14 protein-coding genes, 1 tRNA gene and 1 pseudogene are annotated in these 15,747 nt (G+C 29.2%); 1 reads left to right on the plus strand and 15 read right to left on the minus strand.

Going from position 1 to position 15,747, the window contains the following annotated elements; translation table 11 throughout:
- From HMPREF3181_RS00050 to ileS, 8 genes and pseudogenes are all read right to left on the minus strand, one after another.
- Positions 1-219, minus strand: a pseudogene (locus HMPREF3181_RS00050) (hypothetical protein); the annotation flags it as partial.
- Positions 220-446: 227 nt separating this feature from the next.
- On the minus strand, positions 447-1,901 hold the full coding sequence (locus HMPREF3181_RS00055) for an alanine/glycine:cation symporter family protein (protein ID WP_068471772.1): 1,455 nt from the start codon (positions 1,899-1,901) through the stop codon (positions 447-449).
- Positions 1,902-2,214: 313 nt separating this feature from the next.
- Positions 2,215-3,282, minus strand: coding sequence for a peptide-methionine (R)-S-oxide reductase MsrB (gene msrB, locus HMPREF3181_RS00060; protein WP_068471773.1), 1,068 nt, complete (start codon positions 3,280-3,282; stop codon positions 2,215-2,217).
- A gap of 111 nt (positions 3,283-3,393) precedes the next feature.
- Positions 3,394-4,038 carry a deoxyribose-phosphate aldolase gene (gene deoC, locus HMPREF3181_RS00065; RefSeq protein WP_068471775.1) on the minus strand — a complete coding sequence of 215 codons (645 nt, stop codon included), beginning with the start codon at positions 4,036-4,038 and terminating at the stop codon, positions 3,394-3,396.
- Entirely contained in the window at positions 4,038-4,736 is a 699-nt protein-coding gene (gene deoD / locus HMPREF3181_RS00070) for a purine-nucleoside phosphorylase (protein WP_068471777.1), read from the minus strand. Before deoD ends, deoC begins: the two co-directional genes overlap by 1 nt.
- A gap of 80 nt (positions 4,737-4,816) precedes the next feature.
- Entirely contained in the window at positions 4,817-5,284 is a 468-nt protein-coding gene (gene folK / locus HMPREF3181_RS00075; RefSeq protein WP_068471779.1) for a 2-amino-4-hydroxy-6-hydroxymethyldihydropteridine diphosphokinase, read from the minus strand.
- 9 nt (positions 5,285-5,293) lie between these two features.
- Positions 5,294-6,268: a dihydropteroate synthase gene (gene folP, locus HMPREF3181_RS00080; protein WP_068471781.1), complete on the minus strand. Its 975-nt coding sequence runs from the start codon at positions 6,266-6,268 to the stop codon at positions 5,294-5,296.
- 115 nt (positions 6,269-6,383) lie between these two features.
- The gene (gene ileS, locus HMPREF3181_RS00085) at positions 6,384-9,479 is read right to left on the minus strand and encodes an isoleucine--tRNA ligase (protein ID WP_068471784.1); all 3,096 of its coding nucleotides are present in this window, start codon (positions 9,477-9,479) and stop codon (positions 6,384-6,386) included.
- 689 nt (positions 9,480-10,168) lie between these two features.
- Between ileS and HMPREF3181_RS00090 the strand changes: the two genes are divergently transcribed.
- A complete protein-coding gene (locus HMPREF3181_RS00090; protein WP_068471786.1) occupies positions 10,169-10,645 on the plus strand; it encodes a glutathione peroxidase in 477 nt (158 codons plus the stop codon).
- A 42-nt stretch (positions 10,646-10,687) separates the two neighbouring features.
- Here the strand turns inward: HMPREF3181_RS00090 and HMPREF3181_RS00095 are convergent, their stop codons facing one another.
- The 7 genes from HMPREF3181_RS00095 to HMPREF3181_RS00125 all read right to left on the minus strand — a co-directional run bounded on the left by HMPREF3181_RS00095 (position 10,688) and on the right by HMPREF3181_RS00125 (position 15,704).
- A complete protein-coding gene (locus HMPREF3181_RS00095; RefSeq protein WP_068471788.1) occupies positions 10,688-11,455 on the minus strand; it encodes an ABC transporter permease in 768 nt (255 codons plus the stop codon).
- Positions 11,452-12,366, minus strand: a complete 915-nt coding sequence (locus HMPREF3181_RS00100) for an ABC transporter ATP-binding protein (RefSeq protein ID WP_068471790.1) — start codon at positions 12,364-12,366, stop codon at positions 11,452-11,454. The genes HMPREF3181_RS00095 and HMPREF3181_RS00100 overlap by 4 nt, the downstream gene beginning before the upstream one ends.
- The gene (locus tag HMPREF3181_RS00105) at positions 12,366-12,563 is read right to left on the minus strand and encodes a PLD nuclease N-terminal domain-containing protein (protein WP_068471792.1); all 198 of its coding nucleotides are present in this window, start codon (positions 12,561-12,563) and stop codon (positions 12,366-12,368) included. Before HMPREF3181_RS00105 ends, HMPREF3181_RS00100 begins: the two co-directional genes overlap by 1 nt.
- A gap of 9 nt (positions 12,564-12,572) precedes the next feature.
- Entirely contained in the window at positions 12,573-13,928 is a 1,356-nt protein-coding gene (locus HMPREF3181_RS00110; protein WP_068471794.1) for a hypothetical protein, read from the minus strand.
- Between the two features lies 1 nt (position 13,929).
- Positions 13,930-14,280 (minus strand): GntR family transcriptional regulator, encoded by a 351-nt coding sequence (locus tag HMPREF3181_RS00115; protein ID WP_068471796.1) that lies wholly within the window; start codon positions 14,278-14,280, stop codon positions 13,930-13,932.
- 110 nt (positions 14,281-14,390) lie between these two features.
- The gene (locus tag HMPREF3181_RS00120) at positions 14,391-14,687 is read right to left on the minus strand and encodes a hypothetical protein (RefSeq protein ID WP_068471798.1); all 297 of its coding nucleotides are present in this window, start codon (positions 14,685-14,687) and stop codon (positions 14,391-14,393) included.
- 940 nt (positions 14,688-15,627) lie between these two features.
- Positions 15,628-15,704 (minus strand) — tRNA-Met (locus HMPREF3181_RS00125).
- Positions 15,705-15,747: the final 43 nt, after the last annotated feature.

Raw genomic sequence — 15,747 nt, forward strand, 5'->3', positions numbered from 1 at the left:
CCAGCCATTCTCTTTCATTTCTCCATTAGATAACAGATAGTACCAATTTTCTTTATAATCAACCCAATTTGATTTTACTCTTTTTTCATTTTGTATAAATATCCATTTACCATTATTTAACTTTTCCCAATTTCCTTCCGTATCAGCTCTCAATATATTAGAACTTAATAACGAAAATCCTAAAATTCCTAAAAGTAAAATTCTTTTTTTAGTTCTCATAACTACCTCCTAATAATTATTCAAAAATAATTATTCACTATGGTCAATTTTATCATATTTTTTATACAATATCAACAAATAGCTAAAAATAAGGATAAAAAATTACAAAATTATTACAAAAGTGTTACAAAATTATTAAAAATTTAATTTGTTTAAAACTAAAAACAATTTTCCAAATGAAAAAGGAGAGATAACTCTCTCCTTAAAAATCAAATTTAACTAATCAATTATTTTACTTCATAATCATAATGAATATCGCCATTTAGTAAGCATTGGTTATAATCCTTCATAATAGCTTTAGCTTCAAATGATAACCAAAGAATTGCAACTAAGTTTGGTAATACCATTAAAGTATTGAAAATATCTGCTAATGACCAAACGATAGCAACTTCTCCAAGAGAACCGGCTACGATACAGATAAGAACTATAACTCTGTATGGCCATAATCCAGCTTTACCAAATAAGTATTTGATATTTGATTCTCCGAAATAGTACCAACCAACGATTGTTGTAAATGCAAAGAATGATAAACAAACAGCTAAGAAAATAGCTCCACCTGATCCAAATGCAGTTCTAAATGCTTGTTGAGTTAATTGAGCTCCGGCTAAGAATTTTCCATCTGCTCCCTTTACATTGTAAGCACCTGTTACTAAAATAGAAAGTGCTGTTGCAGAACATACTAAAACTGTATCAATGAATACACCGATAATAGCTGTTAAACCTTGTTCAGCAGGGTGTTTTACGTTAGCAACCGCATGAGCATGTGGTGTAGAACCCATACCAGCTTCGTTAGAGAATAATCCTCTTGCAACCCCTTTTTGAACAGCCGCTTTAACTGCTGCCCCAGCGATACCACCTGCTACTGCTGTACCACTAAATGCACTCTTGAAAATCCATGCGAAAGTTGGTCCAATTTTGTTAGCAAACATAATTAAAATAACAATACTTCCTAAGATATAAACAGCTGCCATTACCGGAACTACTAATTCAGCAAATTTTGCAATTCTGTCGATACCACCGATGAAGATTAAAGCTGCTAAAATAGCAATAACAACACCAATAATAGCTGGGTTAATTCCTTCAAGTCCTTGAACACCTTTAATACCTGATGCTATTGAGTTTGATTGAACGGCATTTCCCATAAATCCTAAAGCTAATACGATTGCAATAGCGAAGAATCCGGCTAAACATTTCGCGAATGCTCCAGTATTTTTCATACCTTTTGATATGTAATATGCAGGTCCTCCTACGAATTCTCCATCAATTTTAGATCTATATTTTTGAGCTAAAACTGCTTCTACGAAGATTGTTCCCATTCCAAAGAATGCTGATAACCACATCCAGAAAATTGCTCCAGGTCCCCCTGCAGTAATAGCAGTTGCAACCCCTGCAACGTTACCAGTACCAACTTGAGCAGCTACTGCTGTTGCTAGTGCTTGGAATGAAGACATTGAACCTTCTTCTTTAGGTCCTTCTTTTTTCTTGAAAAGTCCACCAAAAACTAGTTTGAAAGCCTTTCCCATTTTTGTAATTTGAGGGAAACCTAAAATAAATGAAAGGAATAATCCCGCAAATAACAATCCATACATTAATATATTACCAGCAATAAAATCGTTTATTTTGTTGATAGTATCAACAAGTGCTGAATCGCTAAGTAATACAAAACTTGATAATAAGTTCATATAATACCTCCTATAAAATTTATTAACTGTATTATACTATTAATTTATAAATAAGTCAATACATTTTTGGGAAAACTTTTGTTTTTTTATTATCATTTAAAAAAACCTCCAAAAAAATATCTATAAATATGTTATAATAAATACAGTTTTATGGTTATTGTATAAAAGTGTATATATTTCATCATATTTATCATTTAAAGATTATCTAAAGTGAAAATATGTTATTATTTCATATTTTTACAAAAAGTAAAAAGGTATATAACTAAATATTTCAAGTTATATACCTTTTCCTAATTAAATCTAAAAAATATTTCTATCTAACTTTATCAATATATTTTCCGTATCCTTCTTTTTCCATATCGGCTAATGGAATAAATCTCAAAGATGCTCCATTTATACAATATCTTTTTCCACCTTTATCTTTTGGACCGTCATCAAATATATGTCCTAAATGTGAATCTCCACCTTTACTTCTAACTTCTGTTCTTTTCATCCCATGACTTTCATCATTTTTATAATTTATATTTTCGTCAATCGGTTTTGTAAAACTCGGCCAACCACAACCTGCATCATATTTATCCTTTGAAGAGAAAAGTGGTTCTCCTGTAACTATATCTACATAAATTCCCGGCTCATCAAATTTGTCATATTCGCTTGAGAAAGGTCTTTCAGTTGCGGAATTTTGAGTAACTCTGTATTGTAAATCTGTTAGTTTACTTTTCAATTCTTCATCACTTGGTTTTTTATATTTTCCGTCTATTCTTTTAAGTGGTTTATCTGCAAGCCCTAAATCAATATGACAATATCCACCGGGATTTTTCTTTAAATAATCTTGATGATATTCTTCTGCTACAACAAAGTTTTTAAGCTTTTCAACTTCAACAGTTATCGGTTTATCGAAATTTTTTCTTTGCCCATCAATAAATTTTTCAACAATAGCTTTGTCATTCTCATCAACAAAATATATACCGGTTCTATATTGCCTACCTGCATCATTACCTTGTCTATTCACACTTGTAGGTTCAATTATTCTGAAATAATGTTGTAAAATTTCTTCAAGAGAAATTTTATCTTTATCATAAACTATATGAACTGTTTCTGCGTGGTCAGTATGTTTAATTCTTTCATAGCTTGTTTCTGAGCCACTTCCATTTGCATAACCAACAATAGTATCTGCTATTCCTTCAATTTTTGAAAAGTATCCTTCAACACCCCAAAAACATCCACCGGCAAGATAAATTTCACCTTTGTTTTTGATTAAACTAACATCAATTTTTGGTTTTTCCATAGTTTTCTCTCCTTTTTTTGCTTTTATTTTATATGTTGCTATAAGTCCTATTATAAAAACACATAAGACAAAAGGTATTAAATATTTTTTCATAAAATCATCCCCTTTCTGATTTTATGAAAATATACCCAGTAAAAAATAATTATAATCAAATTTAATTATTTTTTATTTCAAAAAAGGAAGTTGTTTCCAACTTCCTAAAAATTATTCTGAAATTATTTTTACACTTGCACTAACTCCAAGTCTTTCAGCTCCAAGTTCAATCATTCTTAAAGCTGTTGCCTTATCTCTAATTCCACCACTTGCTTTTACTTTTGCATTTTCTCCAACTGTTTTTTTCATAAGTTCAACAACATGTTCATTGGCACCTTCAGTACTAAATCCTGTTGAAGTCTTTACATATTCAGCTCCGGCTTTAACACAAAGTTCAGAAGCTTTTACAATTTCTTCATCAGTTAAAAGACAAGTTTCTAAAATTACTTTTAAAAGTGCCTTTGCTCTTGTAACGTCAACAAGTGCCTTTATATCGTTATATACAAAGTCTAAATCTCCTGATTTTAACGCTCCGACATTGATTACCATATCAATTTCAGTTGCACCGTTTTTAATTGCATTTTCAGTTTCAAAAACTTTACTTTCTGTTGTCATTGCTCCTAAAGGAAAACCTACAACAGTACAAACTTTTGTATTTGAGCCTTTTAAATTTTCAGCACATCTCTTTACATGACAGCCATTAACGCAAACAGAAAAGAAGTCGTATTTTTTAGCCTCATCACAAAGTTTGTCTATCATTTCATAAGTAGTATCTGCTTTTAAAGCAGTGTGATCCATATATCTATTTAATTCCATTATGCTATCTCCAATGCTAATTTCATCATAGTTGTAAAACTTTTTTGTCTTTCTTCAGCAGTAGTTTTTTCTTCAAAAATAAATGAATCTGAAACAGTTAAAATCGTAATTGCATTAACTCCTGCATAATTAGCATTGCAATAAAGAGCATAACTTTCCATATCTACTGCAAGAACTCCCATTTTTGCCCATTTTTTCCAATCATCAGGTGATGCATTGTAAAAAATGTCTGAACAGAATACATTTCCTACATTAATGTCAATATTTTGTTCCTTAGATGCTTCATAAGTTTTTCTTAAAAGCTCCCAAGAACAGTTCGCTGAATAAGTTCCGTCTAATTTATATTGATGAGCAAAATTTGAGTCAGTTGATGCAGCCATTGCAACAACAACATCATATAATTTTAACTTATCGCTATAAGCTCCACAAGAACCGATTCTAATTAAATTTTTAACTCCATAGAAATGGATTAATTCATAAGAATAGATACCGATTGACGGTGCTCCCATTCCGCTTCCCATAACAGAAACTCTTTTTCCGTTATATGTTCCTGTATATCCTAACATTCCTCTTACATCATTGAAAAGAGTAACATCTTCTAAAAAATTTTCTGCAATAAACTTCGCTCTTAAAGGGTCTCCCGGCATTAAGACAGTTTCTGCGATTTCTCCTTCTATTGCTCTATTATGTGGTGTCATAAAAAAACCTCCTAAAATTTCATATTCGACTATAATCTTAACATAAAAATGTCAATTTTTCAAGAATTATAGCCTTAATTCTACATATCACAAGCATTTAACTCCAATAACAACTCATGAACAGTCTTTTTGAAAACGGGATGAACTTTTTCAGGACTAATTTCGTCCATTGGTTCTAAAACAAAAGACCTCTTTTGTATTTCGATATGTGGAACTTTTAAATCCTCTTCATCTATTATCAAATCTTCATAGAATAAAATATCTAAATCTATAATTCTAGGACCCCATCTAATCAATCTAACTCTACCCATTTCAAGCTCTATTGCCAAAAGTGTTTTTAAAAGCTCTCTAGGGCTAAGCTCAGTTTCAGCTATACAAACAGCATTTACAAAATTATCTTGCTCCGTATAACCGTAAGGCTCAGTTTCAATATATGTTGAAATTTTTTCAACCTTAACTCCATTTTTATTCATATTTTCAACAGCCTCATCAAGATTTTTACGACCATCTCCCATATTACTTCCTAAAGCAATCCAAACTTTACTCATCAAAACCTCCTATTTTTTATATGCACCAAAATTAATATCTTCACTCTTATCAGCCATTCTAATCGAATCACCAATCAACATTGCAGAAAAATGCTTATTAAAATCGTGAACTCTTAAAATATTCACTCCCTTAAAAGATGCAATAGCACTCAAATAAGCAGATGCTAAGTCAACATTAAACAATCCTTCTTCAGTTTTTATATCCGATTCAATATTATTTTCAGCTAAAATATTTACAACAAATCTCTTTCTTGAAACACCTAAAAATGATAAATATCCCATGTCATGAATTCTGTCTATTCCTTTAATCAATTCAAGATTTTCTCTTTTTGTAAGAGCAAAACCAATACCAGGGTCTAAACAGATTCTTTCCTTTTCAACACCTTTTTCAAGTGCAATCTTCAAAGTTTTATTAAAACTCTCTTCCATCATATCTAAAATATTTAAACTTTGTAAATATTCCAAGTCTTTGTCAGTCATAAAAGCATTCTTTCCAAACTTTGGAAAAATTTTAGAGCCGTCATGTTCAGGTCTTATGATAACAGGATTGAACATCATAACATAACCAACATTTGAATTTGCAATTACATCAACCATTTTTTCATCGCCAAGTAAACCCGTAATGTCATTTATAATATCAGCTCCAGCATCTATAACTGCCTTTGCAACTTCAGACTTCCAAGTATCAACTGAAATAATAACGTCCATTTCAGACTTTATAGCCTTTATAACCGGAACAATTCTTTCAATTTCCTCCTCTACGGAAATCAATTTACTTCCCGGTCTAGTTGATTCTCCACCTATATCCAAAATGTCCGCTCCACCACGAACAAGTTCCTTCGCTCTCTTAACAGCCATTTCAACATCAAAATATTTTCCACCGTCAGAAAAAGAATCCGGTGTAACATTTAAAATAGCACAAAGCTTCGTTCTATCTCCATTTTTAATTGACTTATCTCTAAACTTAAATTCTATATTTGCCATAAAGCACCCCCATATAAAACAATTTCCTTTTCTATTATAATAAATATGAAATAAAATATCAAGAAAAAAAGGCGAGAAAAAATCTCGCCTTTGATTAAATTTTGTATTAAATTTACTAAACTCTTTCTACAAATAATTTACCAACTTCTCCATTAAAGTCAACTTCTTCTGTATCTAAGTTCTCTACGAAGTTTAGTTCAACCCCCAATGTTTCTTTCATTATAAATTCTTTATAATTTTCAATTGCTTTTTTAAGTCTGTCTGTGCAAGTGTATTTTATTTTAATTTCATCAAGCACGTCGAAGTCGTTTGACTTTCTCATTTGTTGTACTTTTGAAACTATTTCTCTTGCAAAGCCTTCGTCAAGTAATTCATCAGTTAAAGTCGTATCTAAGATTACAAATAGATTATTTTCCATTGTAACGTCAAATCCCTCTTTTGCACTAACTTTTACATCGACATATTCTTTTAAGATTTCAGTTTCTTCTCCATTTAATTCTACTGAAACTGCGCCTTTTTCAAGTTTTTCTAAAAATTCTTTTGGATTTGTTTCATTTAAGAAATTACCAAATGCTTTTATTTTTGCACCAAGAATTTTTCCACAAACTTTGAAATCAGGTTTTAACATATAGTTCATAAATTCGGATAAATCTTTTTCGAATACAACTTTTTTAACATTAAGTTCTTCCATAATCAATTCTGTTAAGTCGCCAATTTTTTCTTCTAAAGCATAATCAACAACAATTTCAGAAAGTGGTTGTCTAACCTTTATCTTAACTTTTTCACGACTTGCACGTCCAATTGTTACAAGATTTCTAACGATATCCATTTTTTCTTCTAATTTTTCATCGATTAGTTTTTCGTTATATTCAGGAATGAAATCTAAGTGAACGCTCTTTTTGTCAGTTAGATTACAATACATTTCTTCTGCGATAAATGGAGTTATCGGAGCGATAATTTTTGAAATTCCAAGTAAAATTTCATAAGTTGTATTGTAAACAGCCTTTTTATCATCATCAACTTCTGTTTTCCAGAATCTTCTTCTATTTCTTCTGATATACCAGTTTGAAAGGTCCTCGATTACAAAGTCGGAGATTGCACGAACAACTTTTGTAACTTCAAACTTATCCATATTTTCATTATACATTTTTAAAAGATTGTTGAAACGAGATAATATCCATCTATCAATTTCAGGTCTTTTATCATATTCAACAAAAAATTCTCTTGGGTCAATGTCGTCAGTTCCGGAATAAAGTTGGAAAAAGTTGTAAGTATTCTTAAATGACCTAAAGAATTTACTTTCAATTTCTCTAAGTCCCTCAACGTCAAACTTTGTTGGTACCCAAGGTGGTGAAACATAAAGTGAATAGAATCTTACTGCATCGGCACCGAATTTGTCAAACAATTCAATCGGGTCGATAGTATTTCCACGAGATTTACTCATCTTTTTGCCGTCTTTATCTAAAATTAAATCATTTACCAAAACATTCTTATAAGGAGATTTTCCTGTTATAAGTGTTGAAATAGCAAGTAATGAATAGAACCAACCACGAGTTTGGTCTATTCCCTCGCTGATGAAATCTGCAGGGAATAATTCATCAAAGTTTTCCTTGTTTTCAAATGGATAATGATGTTGTGCAAATGGCATTGCTCCGGAGTCAAACCAAACGTCGATAACATCTTTTTCTCTTGTCATTGTGCCACCACATTTTTCACATTTTAAATGAACATTATCTACATAAGGTCTATGAAGTTCAATATTTTCGTCAATATCTTCAATACTTCTTTGGGCTAATTCTTTTCTTGAACCGACACTTGTACAATGTCCACAATCACATTTCCAAACATTGAAAGGTGTTCCCCAATATCTTGAACGACTAATTGCCCAGTCATTTAAGTTTTCAAGCCAGTTTCCAAATCTCTTTTCCCCAACAAAATCAGGATAGAAATTAACAGCCTTTGCATTTTCAATTAGTTTTTCTTTAAATTTAGTTACTTCGATGTACCAAGACGGTTTTGAATAGTAAATTAAAGGAGTATGGCATCTCCAACAATGTGGATAATTATGTTCTACTTTTTGTTTTTTAAGCGCCTTATTATTTTCAAAAAGATATGTGATAATATCTGCATCACATTCCATAACAGGTCTGCCCTCATATCTTGTAGTGCTAAACTTACCTTCTTCATTAACCGGATTGATTAATGGAAGATTATATCTTCTTCCTGTTTGATAGTCATCTTCCCCAAAAGCAGGAGCAGAGTGAACGATACCCGTACCGTCATCAACAGTTACATAGTCGGCAAGTGTTACAAAGAACGCCTTTTGTTTTACTTCAATTTCAGGAATAAGTTGTTCATATTCCCAATATTCCATATCTTTTCCTAAGAATTTTTCTACAACTTCATAATCTTCACCTAAAACTTTAGTTGCTAAATTTTCAGCTAAATAGAAAAACTCATCTTTATATTTTACCTTAACATAAGTTACATTCGGATTGACAGTTAAAGCCACATTTGAAGGAAGAGTCCAAGGAGTTGTTGTCCAAGCGATGAAATAAGCATCTTCATCTTTCTTCTTAAATTTAGCATAAACCGTTGTAGTTTTAATCATTTCATAACCTTGAGCAACTTCGTGAGATGCAAGACCCGTTCCACAACGTGGACAATATGGTAAAATCTTCGCTCCCTCATACATTAAACCTTTTTTAAAAATTTCATCTAAAAGATGCCAAACAGATTCAACATAATTGTTATCAAGAGTTATATAAGGGTTGTTCATATCTGCTAAGAAAGCCATTCTTTCAGACATTTCTCTCCACTTACTTTCATAAACAAATACAGACTCTCTACATTCCTTACAGAATTTTTCTACACCATAATCTTCTATTTCTTTCTTACTTGAAAGCCCTAATTTTTTTTCAACTTCAATTTCAACAGGAAGACCATGAGTATCCCAACCGGCTTTTCTCTTAACCTTAAAGCCCTTCATTGTTTTATATCTACAAGTCATATCCTTTAAAGTACGGCTTATAACATGATGAATACCGGGTTTACCATTTGCAGTTGGTGGACCATCAAAAAATATGTAATTCTTTCCACCTTCTCTAGCATTCACAGACTCATGCAACAAATCTATTTTTTCCCAATATTCTGACGTTTTCATTTCTCTATCCTTAACGGATTCTTTTGAAAGCTCTCTAAACTTTGCCATATATACCTCCATTTTTATTAGTTTTTATAAATTCAACAAAAAAGTCCCTAAGAAAAAATCTTAGGGACGAAATATCCGTGTTACCACCCAAATTATTTAAAATCAAAAATTTTAAATCACTCATTAATCTTTAACGGAATTACCCAAAAACTCCAAGTTGATACGAATATGTTTCATAAAGCAGTTTTCACCAAACACTGCCTCTCTAAATTAATTCACAAATTCCGTCCTCTTCAACGTTTAATCTCAAAATATGTGCTATATTATACTACAAAAAAGCAAAAAAGTCAAATACTTTACATTATGGAATGAAGTATTTCATACATCATCTCGACCATTTATTTTTTCCGTCATTTCGGCTGAAATGAATGAAGTGAGTGAAATGAATCTAGCCCTAACTTGTTTGCTTGCAAACATAGTAGGTCTGACGCAAAGATTGTCTAAATCTTCGATTTGGGTACAATCGACTGTGTAAATCTTCATATATGGTACTATCCTTAACTTTAGCCACAAAACAATACAACAATTTATCGATATTTTCCATTTTAAAATTTAACAACTATTAATTTATTTAATACTAAATTTATCATAAAAATAAATTCTTCTAAAAACAAACAACTAAATGTTTGTAAATATATTTTTTAGGGTATTAAAATAAATAGATTTTATACATAATATTGGAGGTAGAAATGAATATTTATGAATTTAAAGTAAATGACATTGACGGAAATGAAGTTTCAATGGAAAAATTCAAAAACAAAGTTTTACTTATAGTAAATACAGCCAGCGGTTGTGGTTTCACTCCTCAACTTGAAGGACTACAAAAATTATATGATGATTACAAAGATAAAGATTTTGTCGTTTTAGGTTTTCCTTGTAATCAATTTAAAAACCAAGACCCCGGAACAAACGAGGAAATTAAAACTTTTTGTAGTTTAAACTTTGGAGTAACTTTCCCAATGTTTGAAAAAATAGAAGTAAACGGAAAAGACGCTCACCCATTATATCAATTTCTAAAATCTAAAAAATCAGGAATTTTAGGAAATAAAATAAAATGGAATTTCACAAAATTTCTTATAGATAAAAATGGAAATGTCGTTTCAAGATTTGCTCCTACAACAGAGCCAAAAGATATTGAGAAACATATAGTTGAACTTTTAAAATAATTTAAAGAAAGCAAAAATGCATTGTCGAATGACAATGCATTTTTAAATTTCTTTTCTATTTAGTACAAATATAGATGTAAAAATCATCAAAATTGTAAGTAATATTGTAGTTAAAATCGAATATCTATAATCTGAAAATGATATACTTCCCTTAATTAAATTAATATTATCTGAAAATAGAAACATTGGTAAAAACTTAGCTATTTTATCATACATTCCAATTAAAAATTGTAATGCAATAGTTATAACTAAAGTTGATAAAGCACCTACAGTATTTCTAAACACAAAACCTGCAAAACATTCTAATATTATTAAAAATATTCCGAATATCCAAATTGGAATTGATGCTTTTATTGCAAGTAATATCTCAACATTTTCTTTAAATATATAATTTGTATATAAATTAAAGATTAAACAGTAAATGATAAAAGATACTGTCCACAGTATAGATGCAAAAAACATTTTAGAAATTACAATCTGAAATCTAGGTAATCCCTTTGCAACTAAATTTACTAATGTTTTTTTAGAAAACTCATTTACAATATAGTTACTGAAAATTATAGCTATAAATATAAAGCCAAGTTGAGTTACATTTTTAAAAAACTGCGCCCATGAATCTATAAAAGTAGGCTCTTGAAGTCCTTTAGCTAGTTCTTCTCCCAAAAATGATTTTAAAATTTCAGGAGAAATTTTCGCTGTAACAGGACCTAGAATTCCAAGAAAGAGAAATATAAAAAACATTATAAATAATTTTTTATTTCTAATACTTTCGAGATATTCTTTCTTTAACAATGCTATAAATACTTTCATTTTATCACCTCTATAAATAAATCTTCTAATGAAGGTTTAATTATATTATAGCTACCAATAAGCAAATCATTATCCAAAACAGTTTTAAATATTCTATTTTCAATATATTTCAAGTTTTCAAAAGAAGAAAATATTGCAGAGCAATCATTTAATTCAACTTTAATATTATTAGTTTCAAATTTATTTAAAAATAAATCCCTATCTTCAATATTAAAAAATTCTACTGAAATTTTATCTTTTAATCCCATATTTTTGATGTCAGATATATTTCCATTTAAACAATTAACCCCATCATGCAATATCAAAAACTCATCACAAACTCTTTCAACATCTTGTAGGATATGAGTTGAGAATAAGACTGTTGTATGCTCCTTAATCTTTAATAGTATATCCAAAATTTCTTTTCTACCGATTGGATCTAAAGCAGAAGTCGGCTCATCGCAGATTAGTAATTTAGGTCTATTAAACAAAGCCTGAGCAATTCCAAGACGTTGCTTCATTCCTCTGGAAAATTTTCCTATTCTCTTATTTTCATCTTTGAGTCCGACTAAATGTAACATTTCTTCTGTTCTTTCTTTAATTTCTGATTTTGATAATCCAGTAATTTCTCCACATAAATTAAGGTATTCTTTTGAAGTCATATAATCATAGAATTTTGGAACATCAGGCAAATATCCAATAAATCTATTAGTTTTAGTATTTCCAAAACGAACTTTTTCATCAAAAACTAAAATATCTCCAAAATCAGCTTTTAAAAAACCTAAAATGATTTTCATAGTAGTTGTCTTTCCAGCACCATTTTTTCCTAGAAATCCAAAAATCTGCTTTTCTTTTATACTAAAAGATAAATCTTTGATTACATCATTTCCATTAAAAGTTTTTCTTAGATTATTTACAGTTAAAATATTCATTATTCTTCACTTCCAAATACAAAATATGAAATAGGTCCAATAGTTTGAACAAGAATTATCACACAAATCCATATCAATCTATTTCCACATCTGTAATTTTGATGTTTTAAACAATGTCTTAATGCAACTACTAATAATGTTACATTTATAATAATAATTGGCAATAAAATTAAAAAATGTTCTCTTAAAAAGTCCATAATCTCCTCCTATTTATCCACAAATTTTTTCAATTCTTCAAAAAGTTTTTCTGTTTCTTCGATTGTTCTTTTATTTATATAAATTGTCTTTTTATTTTTTCTGGTTATTTTTATTATTTTATCAACTTTGTTAAATCTGTAAAGTCTTATATTTCCCTCTCCCTCTACACTAAAATTCCCGTAAGATTTTTGACTTGTAGCAGTTCCGTTCATCCTAATAGCTCTTTTATTAGGAAATTTATCAAGCAATTCTATATTATCTATATCACCTGACTTTATATTTTCTTTATAAAGCATTGTTGAAATCTTAACAGTGTCTGAAATCTCAACTTTCCAGTCTTTTTCAAAAATTAGTGCTAGCCCGAATATAATTACAAATGCGAGAAGCATATTTGTAATTGCAAATAATATTTTCCCTTTTTTATTTCCTCGATTAATAACTGTACTACTACTATTCATTGGATCAGAAACTAAAATCCTTGGATCATTAGGATTTTTATAACCAAAAATATCATAGTATTCGTCTTGATCCTCAATAAATTTATCATCTTCAATATTACTGCTTATTTCTATATCAATTTTATTAACAGTAGATATAATATAAAAGATAAAAAATGTAATCAGTATTATACTTGCTACAAAAGGAAGAAAAGAGTATTTATCCATTTTTTGTAAAAATACTAAACCTAAAAACAAAACAGCATACAAATTAGAAATTGTAAAAACTTTATTTTGAAGTTTTATAATTTTAATTTTATTTATATATAAATTCTTTTCTTTGTTATCACTTATAACTGATATTTTAGACCTTCTCCAGAAAAGTCCCATAAATATCATTGCTATTAAAGTTGTTGACAAGCAAATAAACAAAATTAACTCCATATCAGAAAAAGTTCCAAAAATAGAAAATCCCCCAATAAAAACCACCAAAGGAATTAACCAAAGGAAAATTGGAAGTTTCTGTTTATCTATTTCTTTTGAAACTGTAAAATCCACATATTTTCTCGTAAAACTTGCAAAGTTCTTTTCCTTTTTTAGCTTTCTCATTTGTTTTATATATTTATTTGACAAAAATCCTAGAGAAATTAAATAAGCAAATATAATTCCGATAAAAAATAGAATTTCTATATCAGTTTTAGTAAGTAGTGGTAAAAATGAAATTATAAAAAACACTAAATGAAGCAATTTAAAACTCTTTAAACCTTTTTTACTAATTTCTTGCACTTCCTTACTATCTACCTCATTTATAGGAATTGTAGTAAGTAAAATTTTCCCATTATTATAAGAAAACCCCTTCTTTTGTGAAAAATAACTTATCACAAAAATCATCCACAGACATCCATTCAAAATCAAATCGTAAATCATATTAAAAACTCCTTTCTATAAGTTCAAGCAAGAACTCTTTTCCAAGATTTCTCATTTTAACCTCATTAATTAAATTTTGTAAATTATCTTTAATATTTTCAACATTTTTTTCATCACATCTAACATAGACAATCGAGCCTACACGTCTATCAATCTCAATAATATTTTCACTTTTCAATATTCCATAAGCCTTATTTACAGTCATTGGATTGATGCCAAAATCTTTTGCAAGTTGCCTTACAGACGGTAACTCATCACCATTTTTCAAATTTCCCTCTGCAATTTCTTTTATAATTCCATTACAGATTTGAGTATAAATCGGAACTTCCGATAAAGTATCAATAAAAAACATTTTTTACCTCCTTGTATTATATATAATAATACAGTTAATACAAAAAGTCAATAGCTAATTAAAAATTTCCACAAAAAAACTGCTACAAAATGTAACAGTTTTTAAAAATTTTATTCTTCATTTAAAGCTAAATTTGCAATAATGTTTATAAATGAACAAATTCCAATCAACAACATAGCTCCCATAACACTTCCCCATATTGTATCTTGAATATCCACTATTGCATTTAACCCTGCAAGTCTTTGATGCATAAACAAATGTATCAAAATAGAAATAGAACACAAAGTCATACTAATTATAGGTATAATTTTTATTAAATTTCTATTTAGTTTATCTCTTAACAACATAGCAATTATAGGTAACAAAATCGCTATTACTCCAACTACTATACTAATTCCAGTTTCCATAATTTACCTCCTATTAAAGTTTTCAGTTTATTAACTGTTATAAGCATTTTATCATAAAATATATTTTTTTACAATGATATTAATTCTTGTATATTTTTAATTAGTAAAAAATTTTTACAATGCAAAACATCTAGTAACTAGCAAAAAAAACACAACCCGAACAAGTTGTGTTTCTTTTAACTATTTATTTCTTTTTTTATTTATAACAGTCATTGCTCCAAGTAATGCCAATGGTAATAAAGCACTTGCACCGGAAATTGAAGTCTTTGCTAATTTTGATTTTTTAACAACTTTCTTATCTTTAGTCGTTTTATCAGAATTAGATTTAACATTTTTTCCTTCATCTCTTGTATCATCTGTTACTTTAGGTGTCTTTTCATTAACAGTTTTTTCATCAGCCTTTTCATTATATACAACTGCATATACTGAGAAGTGTTCGGTTGTAAATGTAACTGTTTTTTCATTTTGTGTAAAGTTTTTGCTTGTAAGCTTTCCATTTTTATCAATATGATAAACATCTTTTACATCTTTTCCTTCATTTTTTTGAACAGTAACTTTATATATTCCATTTCCAAGTTCTACACGTTTTCCATTTTCTACAAAATAAATATCAAAAGCATCTGAATCAAAACCTTTTAAAGATTTTACTTTTTCAACTTTTAATTCAATTCCACTTCTTAAATTATCTGATTCTACCTTAACTGTCTTTTCTTTATTTTCTATAAATTTAATTTTTTCATAATTTCTCCTTAAATTTTAATTACAAAACAAATATATTTATTAAATTTCTCTTGCACACCAATTATATATGTTTACAATTTTTATCAATATTGAATACATTTACATAAAAAATTTTAATGAATAATGATTTTCTATAACTAAATCCTATTAAATAAAATAGAAATTTATAGAAAAAAAGAACAACTTTTCAGTTGTTCTATGGTTGCGGGAGCAGGATTTGAACCTACGACCTTCGGGTTATGAGCCCGACGAGCTACCAAACTGCTCCATCCCGCGATATAAAAATTTAATTGGTGCCGAGGACCGGAATCGAACCGGT

Source organism: Parvimonas sp. KA00067 (assembly GCF_001553085.1).
In the GTDB taxonomy this organism is placed as follows: Bacteria; Bacillota; Clostridia; order Tissierellales; family Peptoniphilaceae; genus Parvimonas; species Parvimonas parva.

Excerpts from the sequence above, each read along its gene's own strand:
- HMPREF3181_RS00090 (WP_068471786.1), top strand. The coding sequence starts at position 10,169 with ATGAATATTTATGAATTTAAAGTAAATGACATTGACGGAAATGAAGTT.
- deoC (WP_068471775.1), bottom strand. The coding sequence starts at position 4,038 with ATGGAATTAAATAGATATATGGATCACACTGCTTTAAAAGCAGATACT.
- HMPREF3181_RS00105 (WP_068471792.1), bottom strand. The coding sequence starts at position 12,563 with ATGGACTTTTTAAGAGAACATTTTTTAATTTTATTGCCAATTATTATT.
- HMPREF3181_RS00100 (WP_068471790.1), bottom strand. The coding sequence starts at position 12,366 with ATGAATATTTTAACTGTAAATAATCTAAGAAAAACTTTTAATGGAAAT.
- folP (WP_068471781.1), bottom strand. The coding sequence starts at position 6,268 with ATGGCAAATATAGAATTTAAGTTTAGAGATAAGTCAATTAAAAATGGA.
- ileS (WP_068471784.1), bottom strand. The coding sequence starts at position 9,479 with ATGGCAAAGTTTAGAGAGCTTTCAAAAGAATCCGTTAAGGATAGAGAA.
- deoD (WP_068471777.1), bottom strand. The coding sequence starts at position 4,736 with ATGACACCACATAATAGAGCAATAGAAGGAGAAATCGCAGAAACTGTC.
- HMPREF3181_RS00055 (WP_068471772.1), bottom strand. The coding sequence starts at position 1,901 with ATGAACTTATTATCAAGTTTTGTATTACTTAGCGATTCAGCACTTGTT.
- msrB (WP_068471773.1), bottom strand. The coding sequence starts at position 3,282 with ATGAAAAAATATTTAATACCTTTTGTCTTATGTGTTTTTATAATAGGA.
- HMPREF3181_RS00110 (WP_068471794.1), bottom strand. The coding sequence starts at position 13,928 with ATGATTTACGATTTGATTTTGAATGGATGTCTGTGGATGATTTTTGTG.
- HMPREF3181_RS00120 (WP_068471798.1), bottom strand. The coding sequence starts at position 14,687 with ATGGAAACTGGAATTAGTATAGTAGTTGGAGTAATAGCGATTTTGTTA.
- folK (WP_068471779.1), bottom strand. The coding sequence starts at position 5,284 with ATGAGTAAAGTTTGGATTGCTTTAGGAAGTAATATGGGAGATGGTCGT.
- HMPREF3181_RS00095 (WP_068471788.1), bottom strand. The coding sequence starts at position 11,455 with ATGAAAGTATTTATAGCATTGTTAAAGAAAGAATATCTCGAAAGTATT.
- HMPREF3181_RS00115 (WP_068471796.1), bottom strand. The coding sequence starts at position 14,280 with ATGTTTTTTATTGATACTTTATCGGAAGTTCCGATTTATACTCAAATC.